Origin of the sequence: Kitasatospora phosalacinea (assembly GCF_030268885.1) — a bacterium.
In the GTDB taxonomy this organism is placed as follows: Bacteria; Actinomycetota; Actinomycetes; order Streptomycetales; family Streptomycetaceae; genus Kitasatospora; species Kitasatospora phosalacinea_C.
In genome coordinates, this window is the sequence record NZ_BSSA01000015.1 from 1 (window position 1) to 15290 (window position 15290).

Annotated in this window: 16 protein-coding genes; 11 read left to right on the forward strand and 5 right to left on the reverse strand. The window is 75.9% G+C overall.

Features of this window, described 5'->3' with window-relative positions:
• Both QSK52_RS21540 and QSK52_RS21545 read left to right on the forward strand, forming a co-directional pair.
• Positions 1-135, forward strand: a 135-nt coding sequence (locus tag QSK52_RS21540; protein ID WP_285737870.1) for a methionine adenosyltransferase domain-containing protein, incomplete at its 5' end; no start/stop codon positions are given.
• A gap of 101 nt (positions 136-236) precedes the next feature.
• Positions 237-2351: a primosomal protein N' gene (locus tag QSK52_RS21545; protein WP_285737758.1), complete on the forward strand. Its 2115-nt coding sequence runs from the start codon at positions 237-239 to the stop codon at positions 2349-2351.
• A 199-nt stretch (positions 2352-2550) separates the two neighbouring features.
• Here QSK52_RS21545 and QSK52_RS21550 read toward each other — a convergent pair whose 3' ends face one another.
• The gene (locus QSK52_RS21550) at positions 2551-3045 is read right to left on the reverse strand and encodes a hypothetical protein (protein ID WP_285737759.1); all 495 of its coding nucleotides are present in this window, start codon (positions 3043-3045) and stop codon (positions 2551-2553) included.
• Positions 3046-3260: 215 nt separating this feature from the next.
• Between QSK52_RS21550 and def the strand changes: the two genes are divergently transcribed.
• From def to QSK52_RS21565, 3 genes are all read left to right on the forward strand, one after another.
• Complete coding sequence (def, locus tag QSK52_RS21555; RefSeq protein WP_285737760.1) at positions 3261-3806, forward strand: peptide deformylase; 546 nt, start codon at positions 3261-3263, stop codon at positions 3804-3806.
• A 142-nt stretch (positions 3807-3948) separates the two neighbouring features.
• The gene (gene fmt / locus QSK52_RS21560) at positions 3949-4881 is read left to right on the forward strand and encodes a methionyl-tRNA formyltransferase (protein ID WP_285737761.1); all 933 of its coding nucleotides are present in this window, start codon (positions 3949-3951) and stop codon (positions 4879-4881) included.
• A 161-nt stretch (positions 4882-5042) separates the two neighbouring features.
• A complete protein-coding gene (locus QSK52_RS21565; protein ID WP_285737762.1) occupies positions 5043-6476 on the forward strand; it encodes an RsmB/NOP family class I SAM-dependent RNA methyltransferase in 1434 nt (477 codons plus the stop codon).
• A 214-nt stretch (positions 6477-6690) separates the two neighbouring features.
• Here QSK52_RS21565 and QSK52_RS21570 read toward each other — a convergent pair whose 3' ends face one another.
• Positions 6691-7383 carry a TetR/AcrR family transcriptional regulator gene (locus QSK52_RS21570; protein WP_285737763.1) on the reverse strand — a complete coding sequence of 231 codons (693 nt, stop codon included), beginning with the start codon at positions 7381-7383 and terminating at the stop codon, positions 6691-6693.
• A 116-nt stretch (positions 7384-7499) separates the two neighbouring features.
• On the opposite strand from QSK52_RS21570, the gene QSK52_RS21575 reads away from it, so the two are divergent.
• The 3 genes from QSK52_RS21575 to QSK52_RS21585 all read left to right on the forward strand — a co-directional run bounded on the left by QSK52_RS21575 (position 7500) and on the right by QSK52_RS21585 (position 10408).
• Positions 7500-8480: an ATP-binding cassette domain-containing protein gene (locus QSK52_RS21575; RefSeq protein ID WP_285737764.1), complete on the forward strand. Its 981-nt coding sequence runs from the start codon at positions 7500-7502 to the stop codon at positions 8478-8480.
• Positions 8477-9265 (forward strand): ABC transporter permease, encoded by a 789-nt coding sequence (locus QSK52_RS21580; RefSeq protein ID WP_285737765.1) that lies wholly within the window; start codon positions 8477-8479, stop codon positions 9263-9265. Before QSK52_RS21575 ends, QSK52_RS21580 begins: the two co-directional genes overlap by 4 nt.
• A 171-nt stretch (positions 9266-9436) precedes the next feature.
• Positions 9437-10408 carry an aldo/keto reductase gene (locus QSK52_RS21585; RefSeq protein WP_285737766.1) on the forward strand — a complete coding sequence of 324 codons (972 nt, stop codon included), beginning with the start codon at positions 9437-9439 and terminating at the stop codon, positions 10406-10408.
• Between the two features lie 60 nt (positions 10409-10468).
• On the opposite strand, the gene QSK52_RS21590 is transcribed toward QSK52_RS21585, so the two are convergent.
• Together QSK52_RS21590 and QSK52_RS21595 are read right to left on the reverse strand one after the other, a co-directional pair.
• On the reverse strand, positions 10469-11191 hold the full coding sequence (locus tag QSK52_RS21590) for a leucine-rich repeat domain-containing protein (protein ID WP_435053314.1): 723 nt from the start codon (positions 11189-11191) through the stop codon (positions 10469-10471).
• Positions 11188-11670: a GNAT family N-acetyltransferase gene (locus QSK52_RS21595; RefSeq protein WP_285737767.1), complete on the reverse strand. Its 483-nt coding sequence runs from the start codon at positions 11668-11670 to the stop codon at positions 11188-11190. Before QSK52_RS21595 ends, QSK52_RS21590 begins: the two co-directional genes overlap by 4 nt.
• Positions 11671-11775: 105 nt before the next feature.
• On the opposite strand from QSK52_RS21595, the gene QSK52_RS21600 reads away from it, so the two are divergent.
• Both QSK52_RS21600 and QSK52_RS21605 read left to right on the forward strand, forming a co-directional pair.
• Positions 11776-12660 (forward strand): inositol monophosphatase family protein, encoded by an 885-nt coding sequence (locus tag QSK52_RS21600; RefSeq protein WP_285737768.1) that lies wholly within the window; start codon positions 11776-11778, stop codon positions 12658-12660.
• Positions 12641-13291 carry a C39 family peptidase gene (locus QSK52_RS21605; protein ID WP_285737769.1) on the forward strand — a complete coding sequence of 217 codons (651 nt, stop codon included), beginning with the start codon at positions 12641-12643 and terminating at the stop codon, positions 13289-13291. The genes QSK52_RS21600 and QSK52_RS21605 overlap by 20 nt, the downstream gene beginning before the upstream one ends.
• A gap of 190 nt (positions 13292-13481) precedes the next feature.
• On the opposite strand, the gene QSK52_RS21610 is transcribed toward QSK52_RS21605, so the two are convergent.
• The gene (locus tag QSK52_RS21610) at positions 13482-14336 is read right to left on the reverse strand and encodes an SCO6745 family protein (protein WP_285737770.1); all 855 of its coding nucleotides are present in this window, start codon (positions 14334-14336) and stop codon (positions 13482-13484) included.
• Between the two features lie 263 nt (positions 14337-14599).
• On the opposite strand from QSK52_RS21610, the gene rpe reads away from it, so the two are divergent.
• Positions 14600-15283: a ribulose-phosphate 3-epimerase gene (gene rpe / locus QSK52_RS21615; protein WP_285737771.1), complete on the forward strand. Its 684-nt coding sequence runs from the start codon at positions 14600-14602 to the stop codon at positions 15281-15283.
• Positions 15284-15290: the final 7 nt, after the last annotated feature.

Genomic DNA, 15290 nt, shown 5'->3' on the forward strand with positions numbered 1-15290 from the left:
ATCCGCGACCTGGACCTGCTGCGGCCGATCTACGCCCAGACCGCCGCGTACGGCCACTTCGGCCGCGAGCTGCCGGACTTCACCTGGGAGCGCACCGACCGCGTCGAGGCGCTGAAGGCGGCCGTCGCGGGCTGAGCCCACTGCTGCGCTCGGAGCCGCTCGTCGGGGAGTTCCTCCCCGGCGGGCGGCTCCGTCGTGTCGGCGGCGTTGTCGGCGGGTTCCGCTAGGTTGGGGGCGTGAGCAGCGCGGACGGCACCGGGGAGCAGTTGGCGTTCATCCGGGAGACGGTGCGCCGGGCGAAGCCGCGGGCCGCGCGCGGGGTGGTGCTCGCCGAGCGGCTGCCGGTGGCCCGGGTGCTGGTCGACAAGGGCGTGCTGAGCCTCGACCAGTACTTCGACTACGCGGTGCCCGAGGCGATGTCCGAGGAGGCCCAGCCGGGCGTCCGGGTCCGGGTGCGCTTCGGCGGCCGGGTCGGCGCGCACGGACGGCGCGAGGGCGGGGCGCTGCACGACGGGTTCGTGGTCGAGCGGCGCGAGGACTCCGACTACCCGGGGCCGCTGGCGCCGCTGGCCCGCGTCCTGTCGCCCGAGCGGGTGCTGACGCCGAAGCTGCTGCGGCTGTGCCGGGCCGTCGCCGACCGCTACGCCGGGACGCTCGCCGACGTGCTGCAGCTGGCCGTCCCGCCGCGGCACGCCGGGGCGGAGGCCGAGCCCTCGCCGCGCCCGCTGCCGCCGCCGTCGGCCCCGGCGCCGGGCAGCTGGGAGCGGTACGCGTACGGGCCCGAGTTCCTGGCCTCGCTGGCGGGCGGGCACGCGCCGCGCGCGGTGTGGACGGCGCTGCCCGGCCCCGAGTGGCCCGCCGAGGTCGCCCGGGCCGTCGCGGCGACGCTGGCGGGCGGGCGCGGCGCGCTGGTGGTGCTGCCGGACGGGCGGGCCGTCGCCCGGGTCGACGCGGCGCTGCGCGGCCTGCTCGGGGAGGGGCGGCACGCGGTGCTGGCCGCCGACGCGGGCCCGCAGGAGCGCTACCGGCGCTGGCTGTCGGTCAGCCGCGGCTCGGTGCGCGCCGCGGTCGGGACGCGGGCGGCGGTGTTCGCGCCGGTGCGCGACCTCGGGCTGGTGGTCGTCTGGTCGGACGGCGACAGCAGCCACAGCGACCCGAACGCGCCCTACCCGCACGTGCGGGAGGTGGCGCTGCTGCGGGCCGCCGAGGAGGGCACGGCGGTGCTGATCGGCGGCGTCTCGATGACCGTCGAGGCCGCGCAGCTGCTGCGCTCCGGCTGGGCGCGCCCGCTGGCCGCCCCGCGGGAGACGGTCCGTCAGGTCGCGCCCCGGGTGCGCACCGTCCTGGAGACCGACCAGGCGCGGGACGAGGCGGCCCGGGCGGCCCGGCTGCCGTCGGTGGCCTGGGAGACCGCCCGGGAGGCGCTGACCCGGGGGCCGGTGCTGGTGCAGGTCCCGCGGCGGGGCTACGTGCCCCGGCTGGTGTGCGGGCGCTGCCGGGAGGCGGCCCGCTGCCGGGCCTGCGGCGGGCCGCTGGAGTCCCCGGGGGCGGACGCGGCGCCGGTGTGCGCCTGGTGCGGCGCGCAGGAGCAGGACTGGCACTGCGTCGAGTGCGGGTCGTTCCGGCTGCGGGCCGCGGTGGTGGGCGTGCGGCGCACGGCGGAGGAGCTCGGCAAGGCGTTCCCGCGGGTGCCGGTGCGGACCTCCGGGCGGGACGCGGTGCTCGCGACCGTGCCGGGCACGCCCGCGCTGGTGCTGGCCACGCCGGGGGCCGAGCCGGTCGCCGAGGGCCCCGGGTACGCGGCGGCGCTGCTGCTGGACGGCTGGGCCCTGCTCAACCGGCCCGACCTGCGGGCCGGGGAGGAGGCGGTGCGGCGCTGGCTGACGGCCGCGTCGCTGGTCCGCCCGGCGGGCGAGGGCGGGACGGTCGTGGTCGTCGCGGAGGCGGGGGCGCGGGCGGTGCAGGCCCTGGTGCGGTGGGACCCGGCCGGGCACGCGGGGGTCGAGCTCGACGAGCGGGAGGAGCTGCGGTTCCCGCCGGTCTCGCGGATGGCCTCGGTGACGGGGCCGGCGCGGGGGGTGGCGGACCTGTTGGGGCTGCTGCGCCTGCCCGCGGGGGCGGACGTGCTGGGGCCGGTGCCGGTCTTCGGGGGCGCGGGCGGGAGTTCGGCCGGGAGCGGGAGTGGTGCGGGGGGAGCGCGGGAGGAGGGGGTGGAGCGTGCGCTGGTGCGGGTCGCGCCGGGGCAGGGGGCGGCGCTGGCGGCGGCGCTGAAGGCGGCGCAGATCGCGCGGCTGGCGTTGCGGGGGGCGGAGACGGTGCGGATCCGGGTGGACCCGACGGACATCGGGTAGTGCGAGCGGGGTGGTGCAGAGCCGGGGGCGCGAGGAACTGCGCGCCCGGCCACGTGAACGGCAGCAAGATCGCGAAATAGTGCAGGGCGCCGTCCTGCGTCGCGATCTGGCTGTGGGTGTTCGGTCGGCCGCGCAGTTCCTCGCGCCCCTGGTTTCGCCTCGGTGCAGCGGTTCCGTCCGCGCCCCCGGGGTGCAGGTGTCAGCGGGTGCGCTGGGGCATCAGCGGGCTGGCCTGGCGGGCCTGGGGGATCGGGGGGCGGGCGGCCGTGCCGGTGGGGGCGGGGACGGGCGGGGGTTGGGGGGCGGGGGAGTCGGTGTCGCGGGGGGAGGGGAGGAGTTCGCCGGTGGGGCGGCGCATGCCGTAGCGGCGGTGGACGGCCTGCTTGGTGACGCCGAGCGCGGAGCCGACGGAGTCCCAGGAGAAGCCGAGGGCGCGGTCGAACTCGACGGCGGCGGCGACCAGGGTCTCGACGCTCTCGCGCAGTTCCTGGGCGAGGCGGACGGTCGGGGCGGGGGCGCGGCCGTAGACCACGAAGCCGGCGGAGGTGCTGGGGCGGCGGGGGCGGTAGACGTTGCCCAGTTGGGCGGTGAGCGTGCGCAGGGCGTCGACCTGGCGGCGGACCCGCTCGATGTCCCGCACCAGCAGGTGCAGGGACGCCCGGGCCCGGGCGTCGTGGTTGATCTGCTCGGCCATGGCCTCGTTGCCACCTCTCGGTCGGGTCGCGTGCTCGGGGCGCTCGCGCGTCCCGGTCAATTCGCATTGACCAACGCACGTCGGGTCGTTGGGTAACGCGTCGAGCACGACTCGGGATATGCCAGTGGCCGCTCCGAACCGGCGGCGGGGATTGCATAGACTTCCCGGAGGCCGTCGTTTCCGGCGGTCGTGTCGGTGCAGAGGGAGTCGCAGTCTTGGCAGTTCAGCCGATCCGGATCTTCGGCGACCCGGTGCTGCGGGCGACCGCGAAGCCGGTGACCGTCTTCGACAAGGAGCTGCGCAGGCTGGTGAAGGACCTGACCGACACCATGCTGGAGGCTCCCGGTGCGGGGCTGGCGGCGCCGCAACTGGGCGTCTCGCTGCGGGTGTTCACGTACAACGTGGACGGGGTGGTGGGCCACCTGATCAACCCGGACCTGTCGCTCAGCGAGGAGGAGCAGGACGGCCCGGAGGGCTGCCTGTCGCTGCCGGGCCTGCGCTTCGACACCAAGCGGGCGTACGGCGTGGTGGCCAGGGGCGTCGACATGCACGGGGAGCCGGTGACGGTGGAGGGCACCCAGCTGCTGGCGCGGTGCATCCAGCACGAGACGGACCACCTGGACGGGATCATCTTCGTCGACCGGCTGGACCGGGAGGCCCGGAAGGCCGCGATGAAGGCGATCCGGGAGACGGACTGGGGCGGCGGCCCGGCGCCGACGGTGCGGATCTCGCCGCATTCCACGTTCGGGCCGATCCGCTGACCGCAGCGGGCCGGGACGCCGCCCCAGTCCGTCTCCCGGCGTGAATCGGGAGAACCGATGATCGGCCGGGATGCTCGTCCGATGGTCATTTTCCGGCAATCCGATCTTCTGACCTTCTGAATCCAGTGAAAGGCCCCTGCCCGTGCGTCTCGTCTTCGCCGGCACCCCCGAGGTCGCCGTTCCCGCCCTGGACGCCCTGCTGGCCTCCCGGCACGAGGTGGTCGCCGTGGTGACCCGCCCCGACGCGCCCGCCGGGCGCGGGCGCAAGCTGGTGGCCAGCCCGGTCGCGCAGCGCGCCGAGGAGGCGGGCATCGAGGTGCTCAAGCCCGTCCGGCCGAGCGAACCGGAGTTCATGGCCCGGCTCGCCGAGATCGCCCCGGACTGCTGCCCCGTGGTGGCGTACGGCGCGCTGATCCGGCCCGGGGCGCTGGAGATCCCGGTGCACGGCTGGGTGAACCTGCACTTCTCGCTGCTGCCCGCCTGGCGCGGCGCCGCGCCCGTGCAGCACGCGGTGATGGCGGGCGACGAGGTCACCGGCGCGTCGACCTTCCGGATCGAGGAGGGCCTGGACTCCGGGCCGGTGTTCGGCGTCCTCACCGAGACCGTCAAGCCCACCGACACCAGCGGCGACCTGCTCGGCCGGCTCGCGCACGCGGGCGCCGACCTGCTTGTGCGCACCATGGACGCGATCGAGGACGGGCAGGCCCGGCCCGAGCCGCAGCCGCTCTCCGGGGTGTCGCTGGCGCCCAAGCTCACCGTCGAGGACGCCCGGATCGAGTGGACCCACCCCGCGCTGCGGGTCGACCGGGTGGTGCGCGGCTGCGCGCCCGCGCCCGGCGCCTGGACCACCTTCCGCGGCGAACGGCTCAAGGTCACCGGCCCGGTCCGCCTGCTGCCGGGCGAGACCGGCCTGGCGCCGGGCGAGTTGGCGGTCACCAAGAACAGCGTCCGGGTCGGCACCGGCAGCCACGAGGTGGAGCTCGGCGAGGTCCGCCCGCAGGGCAAGAAGGCGATGCCCGCCGCGGACTGGGCGCGCGGCGCCCGGATCGAGTCCGGGGAGCGCTTCGAGGGCTGAGGCCCGGCGGGGGCCCGTACCTGAGGCCCGGCGGGGGCGTGCCTGAGGCCCGGCGGGGGTCGTGCGGAACGGGTGGTGCGGCGGGTTCGGCCTAGACTTGGGGGAGACCCCTCGTCGGGTCGGACCTGATCCGCAGCACCTTTTGTTTCGAGGCACCCGTTTTGAGCACCCCCGCCGGCGCGAAGCGCGCCCCCCGCCCGCACCGCCGCCCCAAGAAGGACCCGGCCCGGATCGTCGCGTTCCGCGCGCTGCGGGCCGTCGACGAGCGCGACGCGTACGCCAACCTGATCCTGCCCTCGCTGCTGCGCGAGGCCGAGCGCAAGGGCATGGAGCGCCGCGACGCCGCGCTCGCCACCGAGCTGGTGTACGGCACGCTGCGCGGCCAGGGCACCTACGACGCGGTCATCGCCGCCTGCGTGGACCGCCCGCTGCGCGAGGTCGACCCGCCGGTGCTGGACGTCCTCTCGTTGGGCGCGCACCAGCTGCTCGGCACCCGCATCCCCAGCCACGCCGCGGTCTCCGCGACCGTCGAACTGGCCCGGGTGGTGCTCGGCGACGGCCGCGCCAAGTTCGTCAACGCCGTGCTGCGCAAGATCAGCGCCCAGGACCTGGACGGCTGGGTCGCCCAGGTCGCCCCGCCGTACGAGGACGACGCCGAGGACCACCTCGCCGTCGTCCACTCCCACCCGCGCTGGGTGGTCTCCTCGCTGTGGGACGCGCTGGGTCGCTGGCAGCCGGACGCGAGCGGGCGGCAGGCGATGGAGCGGCTGCTGGAGGCCGACAACGCCCGCCCCGAGGTGACGCTGGTGGCCCGCCCCGGCCGCTCCTCGGTCGCCGAACTGCGGGAGGCGCTGCCCGAGGTCGAGGACGGCCGCTGGTCGCCGTACGCGCTGCGGCTCACCGACGGCGGCGACCCGGCCGGGGTGGACGCGGTGCGGGAGAACCGGGCCGGGGTGCAGGACGAGGGCAGCCAGCTGGTCGCGCTCGCCCTCGCCCACGCCCCGCTGGAGGGCCCCGACCGGCTCTGGCTGGACGGCTGCGCGGGCCCCGGCGGCAAGGCCGCGCTGCTCGGCGCGGTCGCCGCGGAGCGCGGCGCGGCGCTGGTCGCCTCCGAGAAGCAGCCGCACCGCGCCCGGCTGGTCGCCCGCGCGCTGGACGGCAACCCCGGCCCGTACGCCGTCATCACCGCGGACGGCACGCGCGGCGCCTGGGAGCGCGGGGCGTTCGACCGGGTGCTGGTCGACGTGCCGTGCTCGGGCCTGGGCGCGCTGCGCCGCCGCCCCGAGGCGCGGTGGCGCCGCCGTCCCGAGGACATCGCCGGATTCGGGCCGCTGCAGCGGGAGTTGCTGCGGTCGGCGCTGGATGCGGCGCGGGTCGGCGGCGTGGTCGGCTACGCGACCTGCTCGCCGCACCTGGCGGAGACCCGGGCCGTGGTCGACGACGTGCTGCGCGGCCGGGAGGACGTGGAGTGGGTCGACGCCCGGCCGCTGCTGCCCGGCGTCCCGGACCTCGGCGAGGGGCCGGACGTCCAGCTGTGGCCGCACCTGCACGGGACGGACGCGATGTACCTGGCGCTGCTGCGGCGAACCGCCTGACGCCGCAGGGGGAGGGCCGGGCGGGGGGTGGTGGGGCCCGGCCCGCGCGGTGGTGAACTGACGGTGCGTCAGTTCGGCCGGTGGGCGCCGCGCCTGGCGCCGCCGTGGCGAACTACCCGGCGGTGCAGCGGGGTTGTGGTTGGGGTTCTGGTTGGGGCGGGGCCGGGACGGCGGTGGTGGGGTGCGCCCTGCCCGGCGTCGGTCCGACGGGGCGTCAGTCTGCTTGCAGGAGCGCGGTGATGAGGCGCTGCAGGCCGCGTTCGAAGGCGGCGTCCGGGTCGGGCGGGGCGGTGCCGGTGGCGAGGGTCTCGGCCAGATGGGGGTAGTCGCCGGTGGCGGTGGCGGCCTGCAGGTAGCGGACCAGGTCGGTCAGCCAGCGGGTGCCGGCGTTGCCGGAGCGCTGCTGCCATTCGGTGAACTGGCAGACGTAACCGGTGAGTTGGGAGAAGGCTTCCATCTTCGCGGTGCCGTCGAGCGGAGTGCCGGCCAGGGCGGCGAGGTGGAACTCGGTGACCCGCAGCCCGTTCGGGCCGAGGCCGGGGCGCCGGGTGATCAGCGTGGTGGCCCAGCCGTGCCGGGACAGGATCGCCCGCAACTGGTGCGCGAGCAGGGTGAGATCGGCCCGCGGGTCACCGCTGGGCCCGGCCGGGAGGTCGTACTCGGCGGCCAGCAGGTCGACCAGCAGGTCGAACAGGTGCTCCTTCTTCGGCACGTAGTTGTACAGCGACATCGTCCCGGCGCCGAGTTCGGCGGCGACCTTGCGCATGGTGACCGCGTCCAGCCCCTCGCGGTCGGCGAGCTCCAGGGCGGCCCGCGCGATCGAGGTGCGGCTGTGCGCCGGTCTCGGCCCGCGGCCGGAGTGCTCCGGGCGCAGCCAGATCAGCTCGGGTTCCTCGTCGGACGGCATTTCGCTTGATCACCTCGCGGTCCAGTTTAGGCGCCGTCCGGGGGCGGGCTTTTCTACGTACGGTGTACCCAGTAGGGTGGCAGTACTACGTACGATGTACTCAGAGAGGGCCTGCCATGAGCGACCCGGTCATTGCCGTCCGCGGCCTGTCCAAGCGCTTCGGTGCCACCGCGGCACTCGACGGACTCGAACTCGACGTCCCCGAAGGGGCGGTGTGCGGGCTGCTCGGCCCCAACGGGGCGGGGAAGAGCACCCTGGTGCGGATCCTCGCCACGCTGGTGCGCCCGGACCGGGGGACGGCGCGGGTCTGCGGGCACGACGTGGTGAAGGACGCGGCCGCGGTGCGGCGGCGGATCGGGCTGGCCGGGCAGTACGCCGCCGTGGAGGAGGGCATCACCGGGCGGGAGAACCTCGAACTGCTGGGCAGGCTGCACCACTTGGGCGCGACCGAGGCCCGGGCGCGGGCCGCGGGGCTGCTGGAGCGGTACCGGCTCACCGAGGCCGCCGACCGGCTGGTGCGCGGCTACTCCGGCGGCATGCGCCGCCGGCTCGACCTGGTGGCCAGCCTGATCGCCCGCCCCCGGGCGCTGTTCCTGGACGAGCCGACCACCGGGCTCGACCCCCGCAGCCGACGCGAGATCTGGTCCGCCGTGAAGGAGTTGGCGCAGCAGGGCACCACCGTGCTGCTCACCACCCAGTACCTCGACGAGGCCGACCGGCTGGCCGACCGGATCGTCCTGCTGGACCGGGGCCGGACCGTCGCCGACGACACCCCCGCCCGGCTGAAGGCCGCGATCGGCACCCTGGTCGAGGTCGTCCTCCCCGAGGGCGCCGACCTCGAACGGGCCCGCGCCGTGCTCGCCGCGCTCACCGGCGGCCACCCCGCCGTCGACCCCGGGCAGGGCCGGCTCAGCGCCGTCTCCGACCCGGCCCGGCCGCTCGCCCTGCCGCGCCTGGTGCGGGAGTTGGACGCGGCGGGCGTCACCGCCTCGGACGTCGCGCTGCGCACCCCGTCGCTGGACGACGTCTTCCTGGCGCTGACCGGCGCGGAGCGCGGCCGGTCGGGTGCGGTCGAGGACCTGGGGAGGGTCGCATGAGCGTGCTGACGATGCCCGTGGACGCCGCCGCCTCGGCCCGGCGGATCCTGCTGGTGTACCGGCACTCGCCCGGACTGCTGGCGGCCTCGCTGCTGGTGCCGGTCGCGATGGTCGGCGTGTTCGGGTACGTGTTCGGCAGCGCGATGAGCGTGCCGGGCGGCGGGGGCTACCGGGAGTTCCTGATGCCCGGGCTGTTCGCCCTGGTCGCACTGAACGCGGTGATGCCCGCGATGGTCGGCGGCGCCCGGGACGCCGGACAGGGCGTCACCGACCGGCTGCGGTCGATGTCGGTCTCCCGGCTGGGCCTGCTCACCGGGCAGGCCCTGGCCGACCTGCTGGTCGCCGCCGCCGTCCTGGTGTCGACCGCGCTGGTCGGCCTGGCCGCGGGCTGGCGGGTCCGGCACGGACTGGGCCCGGCGCTCGGCGCGTTCGGCCTGCTGCTGCTGTTCCGGTTCGCCTGCGGCTGGGTCGGCACCGCGCTCGGCCTGCTCCTCGGCAAGGAGGAGACGGCCGGTCAACTCGGCGCCCTGGTCATCCCGTTCGGCATGCTCACCAGCGCCTTCGTGCCCACCGGGGGGATGCCCGGCTGGCTGGCCGCGGTCGCCGAGTGGAACCCGGTCAGCGCCGTCGCGGAGGCCGGACGGCAGCTGTTCGGCAACCCGTCCGCGCCCGGCGGCGCCTGGCCCGCGCAGCACCCGGTGGCCGCCGCGCTCGGCTGGTGCGCCCTGCTGCTCGGGCTGGCCGTGCCGCTCGCGGTCCGGAGCTTCGCCCGCTCCGGGCGGTGAGCCGCTCCGGGGGGTGAGTCGCTCCGGGGGGCGGGCCGTTCTGTGCAGCGGGCCGTTCTGCGCGGTGAGTTGCTCCGGGCGGTGAGTTGCTCCAGGCGGTGGCGGGGGCCGGGCGGACCGGTGGCGCAGGTGGTACTGGACAAGCGGGCCGGGGCGGCAGAGGGTGGGGTCATGGAGTACACCCACCTCGGCCGCACCGGCCTGTCCGTCTCCCGGCTCTGCCTGGGCACCATGAACTTCGGCCCGCACACCGTGGAGGCCGACGCGCACCGGATCATGGACGCCGCGCACGGTCACGGCATCAACTTCTTCGACACGGCCAACGTCTACGGCTGGGGCGAGAACAAGGGCCTCACCGAGACCATCATCGGCAACTGGTTCGCCAAGGGCGGCGGGCGGCGCGAGAAGACCGTGATCGCCACCAAGCTGTACGGCGACATGGGCGAGTGGCCCAACGAGGGCAAGCTCTCCGCGCTCAACATCCGCCGCGCCGTGGACGCCAGCCTGCGCCGCCTGCAGACCGACCACATCGACCTCTACCAGATGCACCACGTCGACCGGGACACCCCCTGGGACGAGATCTGGCAGGCCATGGAGGTGCTCACCCTCCAGGGCAAGATCCTCTACGTGGGCTCCTCCAACTTCGCCGGGTGGCACCTCGCCCAGGCCCAGGAGACCGCGCGGGCCCGCAACTTCCTCGGTCTGACCAGCGAGCAGTCGCTGTACAACCTGATCGAGCGCAGCGTCGAGCTGGAGGTGGCGCCCGCCGCCCAGCACTACGGCCTGGGCCTGATCCCGTGGTCGCCGCTGCACGGCGGCCTGCTCGGCGGCGTCCTGCGCAAGGAGCGCGAGGGCGTCCGCCGCGCCTCCGGCCGCGCGCTGGACACCCTGAACGAGCGCCGCGAGCAGATCCAGGCGTACGAGGACCTGTGCGAGGAGCTCGGCCACGAGCCCGGCGACGTCGCGCTCGCCTGGCTGCGTACCCGTCCGGCCGTCACCGCCCCGATCATCGGCCCCCGCACCGAGGAGCAACTCGCCGCGGCGGTGCGCTCGTTGGACGTCGAGCTGGACGCCAAGACGCTGGAGCGGCTGGACGAGATCTTCCCCGGCTACCGGACCGCGCCGGAGCACTACGCCTGGTGAGACCGGGCCGTCGGCGGGCCGCCCGGGAGGAGCGGCGGCCCGCCGAGGGTCGGAAGCGGGCTAGAAGTAGACGGCGCAGCCGCGTCGTTCGAGGGCGTCGACCAGGGGCGGGGCGGGCGGGTGCGCCGTCCAGCGGAGGTCGAGCTTCTCCAGGGACGGGAGTTCGGCCAGCCAGGGCGGGGCCTCGGCCAACGGGTTGCCGCGCAGGTCGAGTTCGCGCAGCAGGGGGAGGGCGGCCAGGGTACGGGGCACCTGCTCCAGCCGGTTGTCGCGCAGTTCCAGGCAGCGCAGTTCGCGCAGGCCGGGCAGCGAATCGGGCAGCGCGGTCAGGGCGTTGCCGCGCAGCCGCAGTTCGCGCAGCGCGGTCAGGGCGCCGAGCCGGGGCGGTAGGGCGGTCAACCGGCAGTTCTGGGCCCGCAGTTCGAGCAGCCGGGTCAAGTCGCAAAGTTCGGGCGGCAGTTCGGTGAGCGGGTTGTCGCCGACGTTGAGGTAGCGGAGCCGGTGCAGGCGGCCGAGAGCGGGCGGCAGGGCGGTCAGCCGGTTGTCGTGGAGGTAGAGGAAGTCGGACAGTCCGGTCAGGTCGCCGATCCGGGCGGGGACGGCGGTGAGCGCGTTGTGGCCCAGGTCGAGGGTCCGGAGTGCGGTGAACCCGCCGATGGCGTCCGGGATTTCGGTGAGGCGGTTGTCGGCCAGGATCAGCACCTCGGCGTCCGTGCGGGACCACACCCCGTCCGGTACGGTGCTCAGGCCCGCCCGCCACAGGTTCACCACCGGCCCCGTCACAGCGCCTTCTCCAGCCAGTGCGCGGCGTACGGGTTGGTGTTGTACGGCGGGATGTCCGCGTAGCCGGTGGCCGTGTACAGGGCGCGGGCCTCGGCGAGTTCGGCCATGGTGTCCAGCCGCAGCCGGGCGTGCCCGAGGGCGCGGGCGGCGTCCTCGGCGGCGGCCAGCAGGAGTCGGCCCAGGCCGTGGCCGCGGGCGGACGGGCGGACGTACAGGCGCTTCAGCTCGCCGGTGGCGGTGGCGGTGGCGGCGGCGAGGGTGAAGCGGCGGACGCCCGCGCAGCCGACCGGGCGGCCGTCCAGCCGGGCGAGCAGGAACACGCCGTCCGGCGGGGCGAGTTCGAGGTCGGCCGGGGCCTCGGCGGGCAGCGGCTCGGCTGGCGGCGGCCCGCTCCAGCGGCGGCGCACCTCGGCCTGGTACTCCGTCAGCAGCAGCCGGGCGTCCGGGGAGTCGACGGGTTCGGGGCGGACGGTGGCCAAGACTGCTCCGATCACGGGGCGGGGGCGGAGGTGCGGGTTCGAGGACGGACGATACTGCGGAAACCCGTTGGCGGGCGAACGGCGGGGCGGGCGATGATCCACCGCATGGACGACGATCTGGACCTCGCGGTCCGCGCCGCGCTGGCCGGTGCCCGGGTCGGGCTGGAGCACTTCGCGCGGGTCGCGGCCCTGCCCGTCGAGGCGAAGGCGGACGGTTCGCCGGTCACCGAGGCCGACCTCGCCGTCGAACGCACCGTCCGCCGCGCCCTGTCGGCCGAACGCCCGGACGACGCCCACCTCGGCGAGGAGACCGGCGCGCTCGGCACCGGCCCGCGCCGCTGGCTGCTCGACGGCATCGACGGGACGCTGGTGTTCGTGCGCGGCGACGACCGCTGGCAGAGCCTGGTCGCGCTGGAGCAGGACGGCGAGGTGACGGTCGGCGTGGCCGTCGTCCCCGCCCGGCACCGGATCTGGTACGCGGCGAAGGGCCGGGGCGCGTACACCGCCGGGATCGGCCCCGACGGGCTCGCGGACGCCCGCCCGCTGCGGGTGCGCGGGCCGGGCCGGGGCCGCCCCCGGGTCGGTCTGCTGCCGCCCGTCGAGCTGCTGCCGGAGCACCGCCGGGACGAACTGCGGCCGGTCGCCGAGCGGTACGCGGTGGCCGACTGGTCCGTGCACGCCGCCCTGCTGGTGGCCGAGGGCGTCCTCGACGCGGCCGTCCAGCTCGGCGGCGCGCTCTGGGACCACGCCCCGCTCGGACTGATCCTCACCGAGGCGGGCGGCGCGTTCGCCGACCCGCGGGGGAAGGGGCACCCGGTGGTGGGAACGGCGGTGTACGCCAGGGACGAGGCACTGCGGGCGGAGCTGGGCGGGCTGCTGCTCGGGACGGGCCGGGCGGCGGAGGGGCCGGTGGGGGTGCCCGCGGGGCTCCGAGTTCCCGGTGTCGGGGACGGCGCTCCGGGGGATCGGGATGAAAGTACGTCAGGATGACCGGGTGAAGCCGATCAACCACCAGGTGCCCTACTACTCCCAGTGGGAGTCGCCCGAACTGGTGCCCGACATCCTCGACGGCACGCTGCGGGCCGCCGACGACCCGCTGTGGGAGCGTTCCGGTGCGGCCGACGAGGAGGAGTACGAGTACTGGTCGTGGCGGCTGTGCGGGATGGCCTGCCTGCGGATGGCGCTCGACCACTGGTGGGGCGTCGCCCCCGCGGCCGTCCGCCTGGCGGAGGAGTGCCAGCGGGCCGGGGCGTACGTCCGGCACCCCGACGGGCGGCTCGACGGGCTGATCCACGCCCCGTTCGCCGCGTACGTCCGCACCCGCTGGGGGTTGCAGGCGGAGGCCGTCGCCGAGCTGTCCGCCGAGCGGGTCGTCGCCGAACTCGCCGGGGGCGGGCTCCCGATGCTCTCCGTGCACCCCGGCATCCGGACCCTGGAGCCCGAGGTGCCGCGCACCGGCGGCCACCTGGTGCTGGCGGTGGGGGCGGACGACGGGGCGCTGCTGATCCACAACCCGTCCGGCTTCCCCGACGGCTCCCAGCGGGCCGCCCGCGTCCCCTGGGCGGACCTCGACCGGTTCCACTCGGGCCGCGGCATCGTGCTCGGCCCGCCCCCGTACTGACGGCGCATCCGCTTCCCGGGCGGGTGCCGGTCCGGTGGTGGGAGCGTCCGCAGGGACGGGGACGGGGACGGGGACGGGGGACGGGAGGCGGAGGGCGGAAGCGGGGTGGGAGGGGGAGCGCGGGCCGCGGGATCGTGCTCGGCCCGCCCCCGTACCGACGGCGTGCTGGTGGTGGGGACGGGCCGGTGGGTCAGGCCGCGTTGGGGAGGCCGATCGGGGTGGACGGGGGGAGGTCGGCGCGGCAGGCGGCGGAGATCGGGCGCAGGGCGGTGACGAGTTCGTCCAGCTCGGAGCGGTGGAAGTGGGTCCAGACCCGGGAGGCGGCGAGGTCGGTGGCGCCCTCCAGGGCGAGGTGGCGGCGGCGGCCCGCGAGGGTCAGCGTGCCGTCCGGGGCCAGCCACTCGCGCTCGATCAGGCGGGCGGTGGCCTCGTCCCACTCGGTGTCGCTCCAGCCGCGGTGCGGCTGGAGCGTCTCGCGGCGGGTGTCGAGGGCGCAGCGGACCACGAGGGCCTCGCAGCCGTCGAGGCCCTCGGCGACCAGGGCGGCGACGTGGCCGTCGCCCCGGTGCTCGCGCAGCACGGTGGTGGCCTGCCACAGGCGGGCCAGGCGCTCGTCGGGGCGGGGGAGGTCGGCGTTCGCGGCGGCCAGCACGCGCCCACAACAGTCCAGGCCGTCGACGGCGCGCTCCAGCAGTTCCACCGAACGGTCGATCAGGTCCGGCTTCACGTCGACCAGGACGCGCTGCAGCGCGCCCGTCGCCCCCGCGACCCGGGCCTCCAGCGCCTGCTCCGGGCTCGCCAGCGACCAGATCTCCGGCAGCGCCCGCTCGACCATCTGCGGCGCGAAGTTGAAGAACGCGGCCACCACCGGCGCCGCGTCCACGGCGCCCAGCGGGGCCGACCGGCCGCCGAAGTAGCCGCGCCAGTACCCGCGCAGCCCCGCCGCCTCGTACGCGGCCCGGGCCTCCGGGGAGAAGTAGGTGAGTGCGTGGACGGGTTCGAACAGCCACCACAGAGCGCGGGCGGGGTGGACGACCTGGGTCATCGGAACGCCTTTCGGTGAGGGTCGAGCAGCGCGGTTCCGCTTGCTCTGGGAGCCTGCCAGAGCGGGACGACACCGGGAAGGGAAAGTGTTTCGGGCGTGTGAACACTTCCGCCGGACGGGCCGGGGACGGGCTCCGGGGGCTTGCTGAGGGCATGCCAGGTGTGCTGCGCGGGGGAGGTGCGGAGGGGCCGGGGCCCGCGGGGGATGATGGTCACCAGCGGTCGCACCGGCCGCCCGCACCGAGTCGTGAAGGTACCCTCGCCATGGCGCAGATCAACCCCAGCATCCTGTCCGCTGACTTCGCCCGCCTCGCCGACGAGGCCGAGGCCGTGCGCGGCGCGGACTGGCTGCACGTCGACGTGATGGACAACCACTTCGTCCCCAACCTCACGCTGGGCGTCCCGGTCGTCGAGTCGCTGGCCCGCGCCACCGACACCCCCCTCGACTGCCACCTGATGATCGAACAGCCCGACCGCTGGGCCCCGCAGTACGTCGAGGCCGGGGCCGGGTCCGTCACCTTCCACGTCGAGGCCGCCGCCGCCCCCGTCCGCCTCGCCCGGGAGATCCGCGCCAAGGGCGCCCGCGCCGCGATGGCGCTGCGCCCCGCCACCCCGATCGAGCCGTACGAGGACCTGCTGCCCGAGCTCGACATGGTGCTGATCATGACGGTCGAACCCGGCTTCGGCGGTCAGGCGTTCCTCGACATCATGCTCCCCAAGATCCGCCGCACCCGGCAGCTGTTCGACAAGCACGGCCTCGACCTGTGGCTGCAGGTCGACGGCGGCGTCGCCGCCTCCACCATCGAGCTCTGCGCCGAGGCCGGGGCGGACGTGTTCGTGGCGGGCTCCGCGGTGTACGGCGCCGAGGACCCGGCGGAGGCCGTCCGTGCGCTGCGGGCCCGGGCGGAGGAGGCGAGCGCGGGCGCCTGGTGGGCCTGCAAGCACTGAGGACGGG

Coding starts and splice junctions, on each gene's coding strand:
- QSK52_RS21570 (WP_285737763.1), bottom strand. CDS start 7,383: ATGCCGTCCGACGAGGAACCCGAGCTGATCTGGCTGCGCCCGGAGCAC.
- QSK52_RS21575 (WP_285737764.1), top strand. CDS start 7,500: ATGAGCGACCCGGTCATTGCCGTCCGCGGCCTGTCCAAGCGCTTCGGT.
- QSK52_RS21600 (WP_285737768.1), top strand. CDS start 11,776: ATGGACGACGATCTGGACCTCGCGGTCCGCGCCGCGCTGGCCGGTGCC.
- QSK52_RS21585 (WP_285737766.1), top strand. CDS start 9,437: ATGGAGTACACCCACCTCGGCCGCACCGGCCTGTCCGTCTCCCGGCTC.
- QSK52_RS21610 (WP_285737770.1), bottom strand. CDS start 14,336: ATGACCCAGGTCGTCCACCCCGCCCGCGCTCTGTGGTGGCTGTTCGAA.
- QSK52_RS21580 (WP_285737765.1), top strand. CDS start 8,477: ATGAGCGTGCTGACGATGCCCGTGGACGCCGCCGCCTCGGCCCGGCGG.
- QSK52_RS21605 (WP_285737769.1), top strand. CDS start 12,641: ATGAAAGTACGTCAGGATGACCGGGTGAAGCCGATCAACCACCAGGTG.
- rpe (WP_285737771.1), top strand. CDS start 14,600: ATGGCGCAGATCAACCCCAGCATCCTGTCCGCTGACTTCGCCCGCCTC.
- QSK52_RS21550 (WP_285737759.1), bottom strand. CDS start 3,045: ATGGCCGAGCAGATCAACCACGACGCCCGGGCCCGGGCGTCCCTGCAC.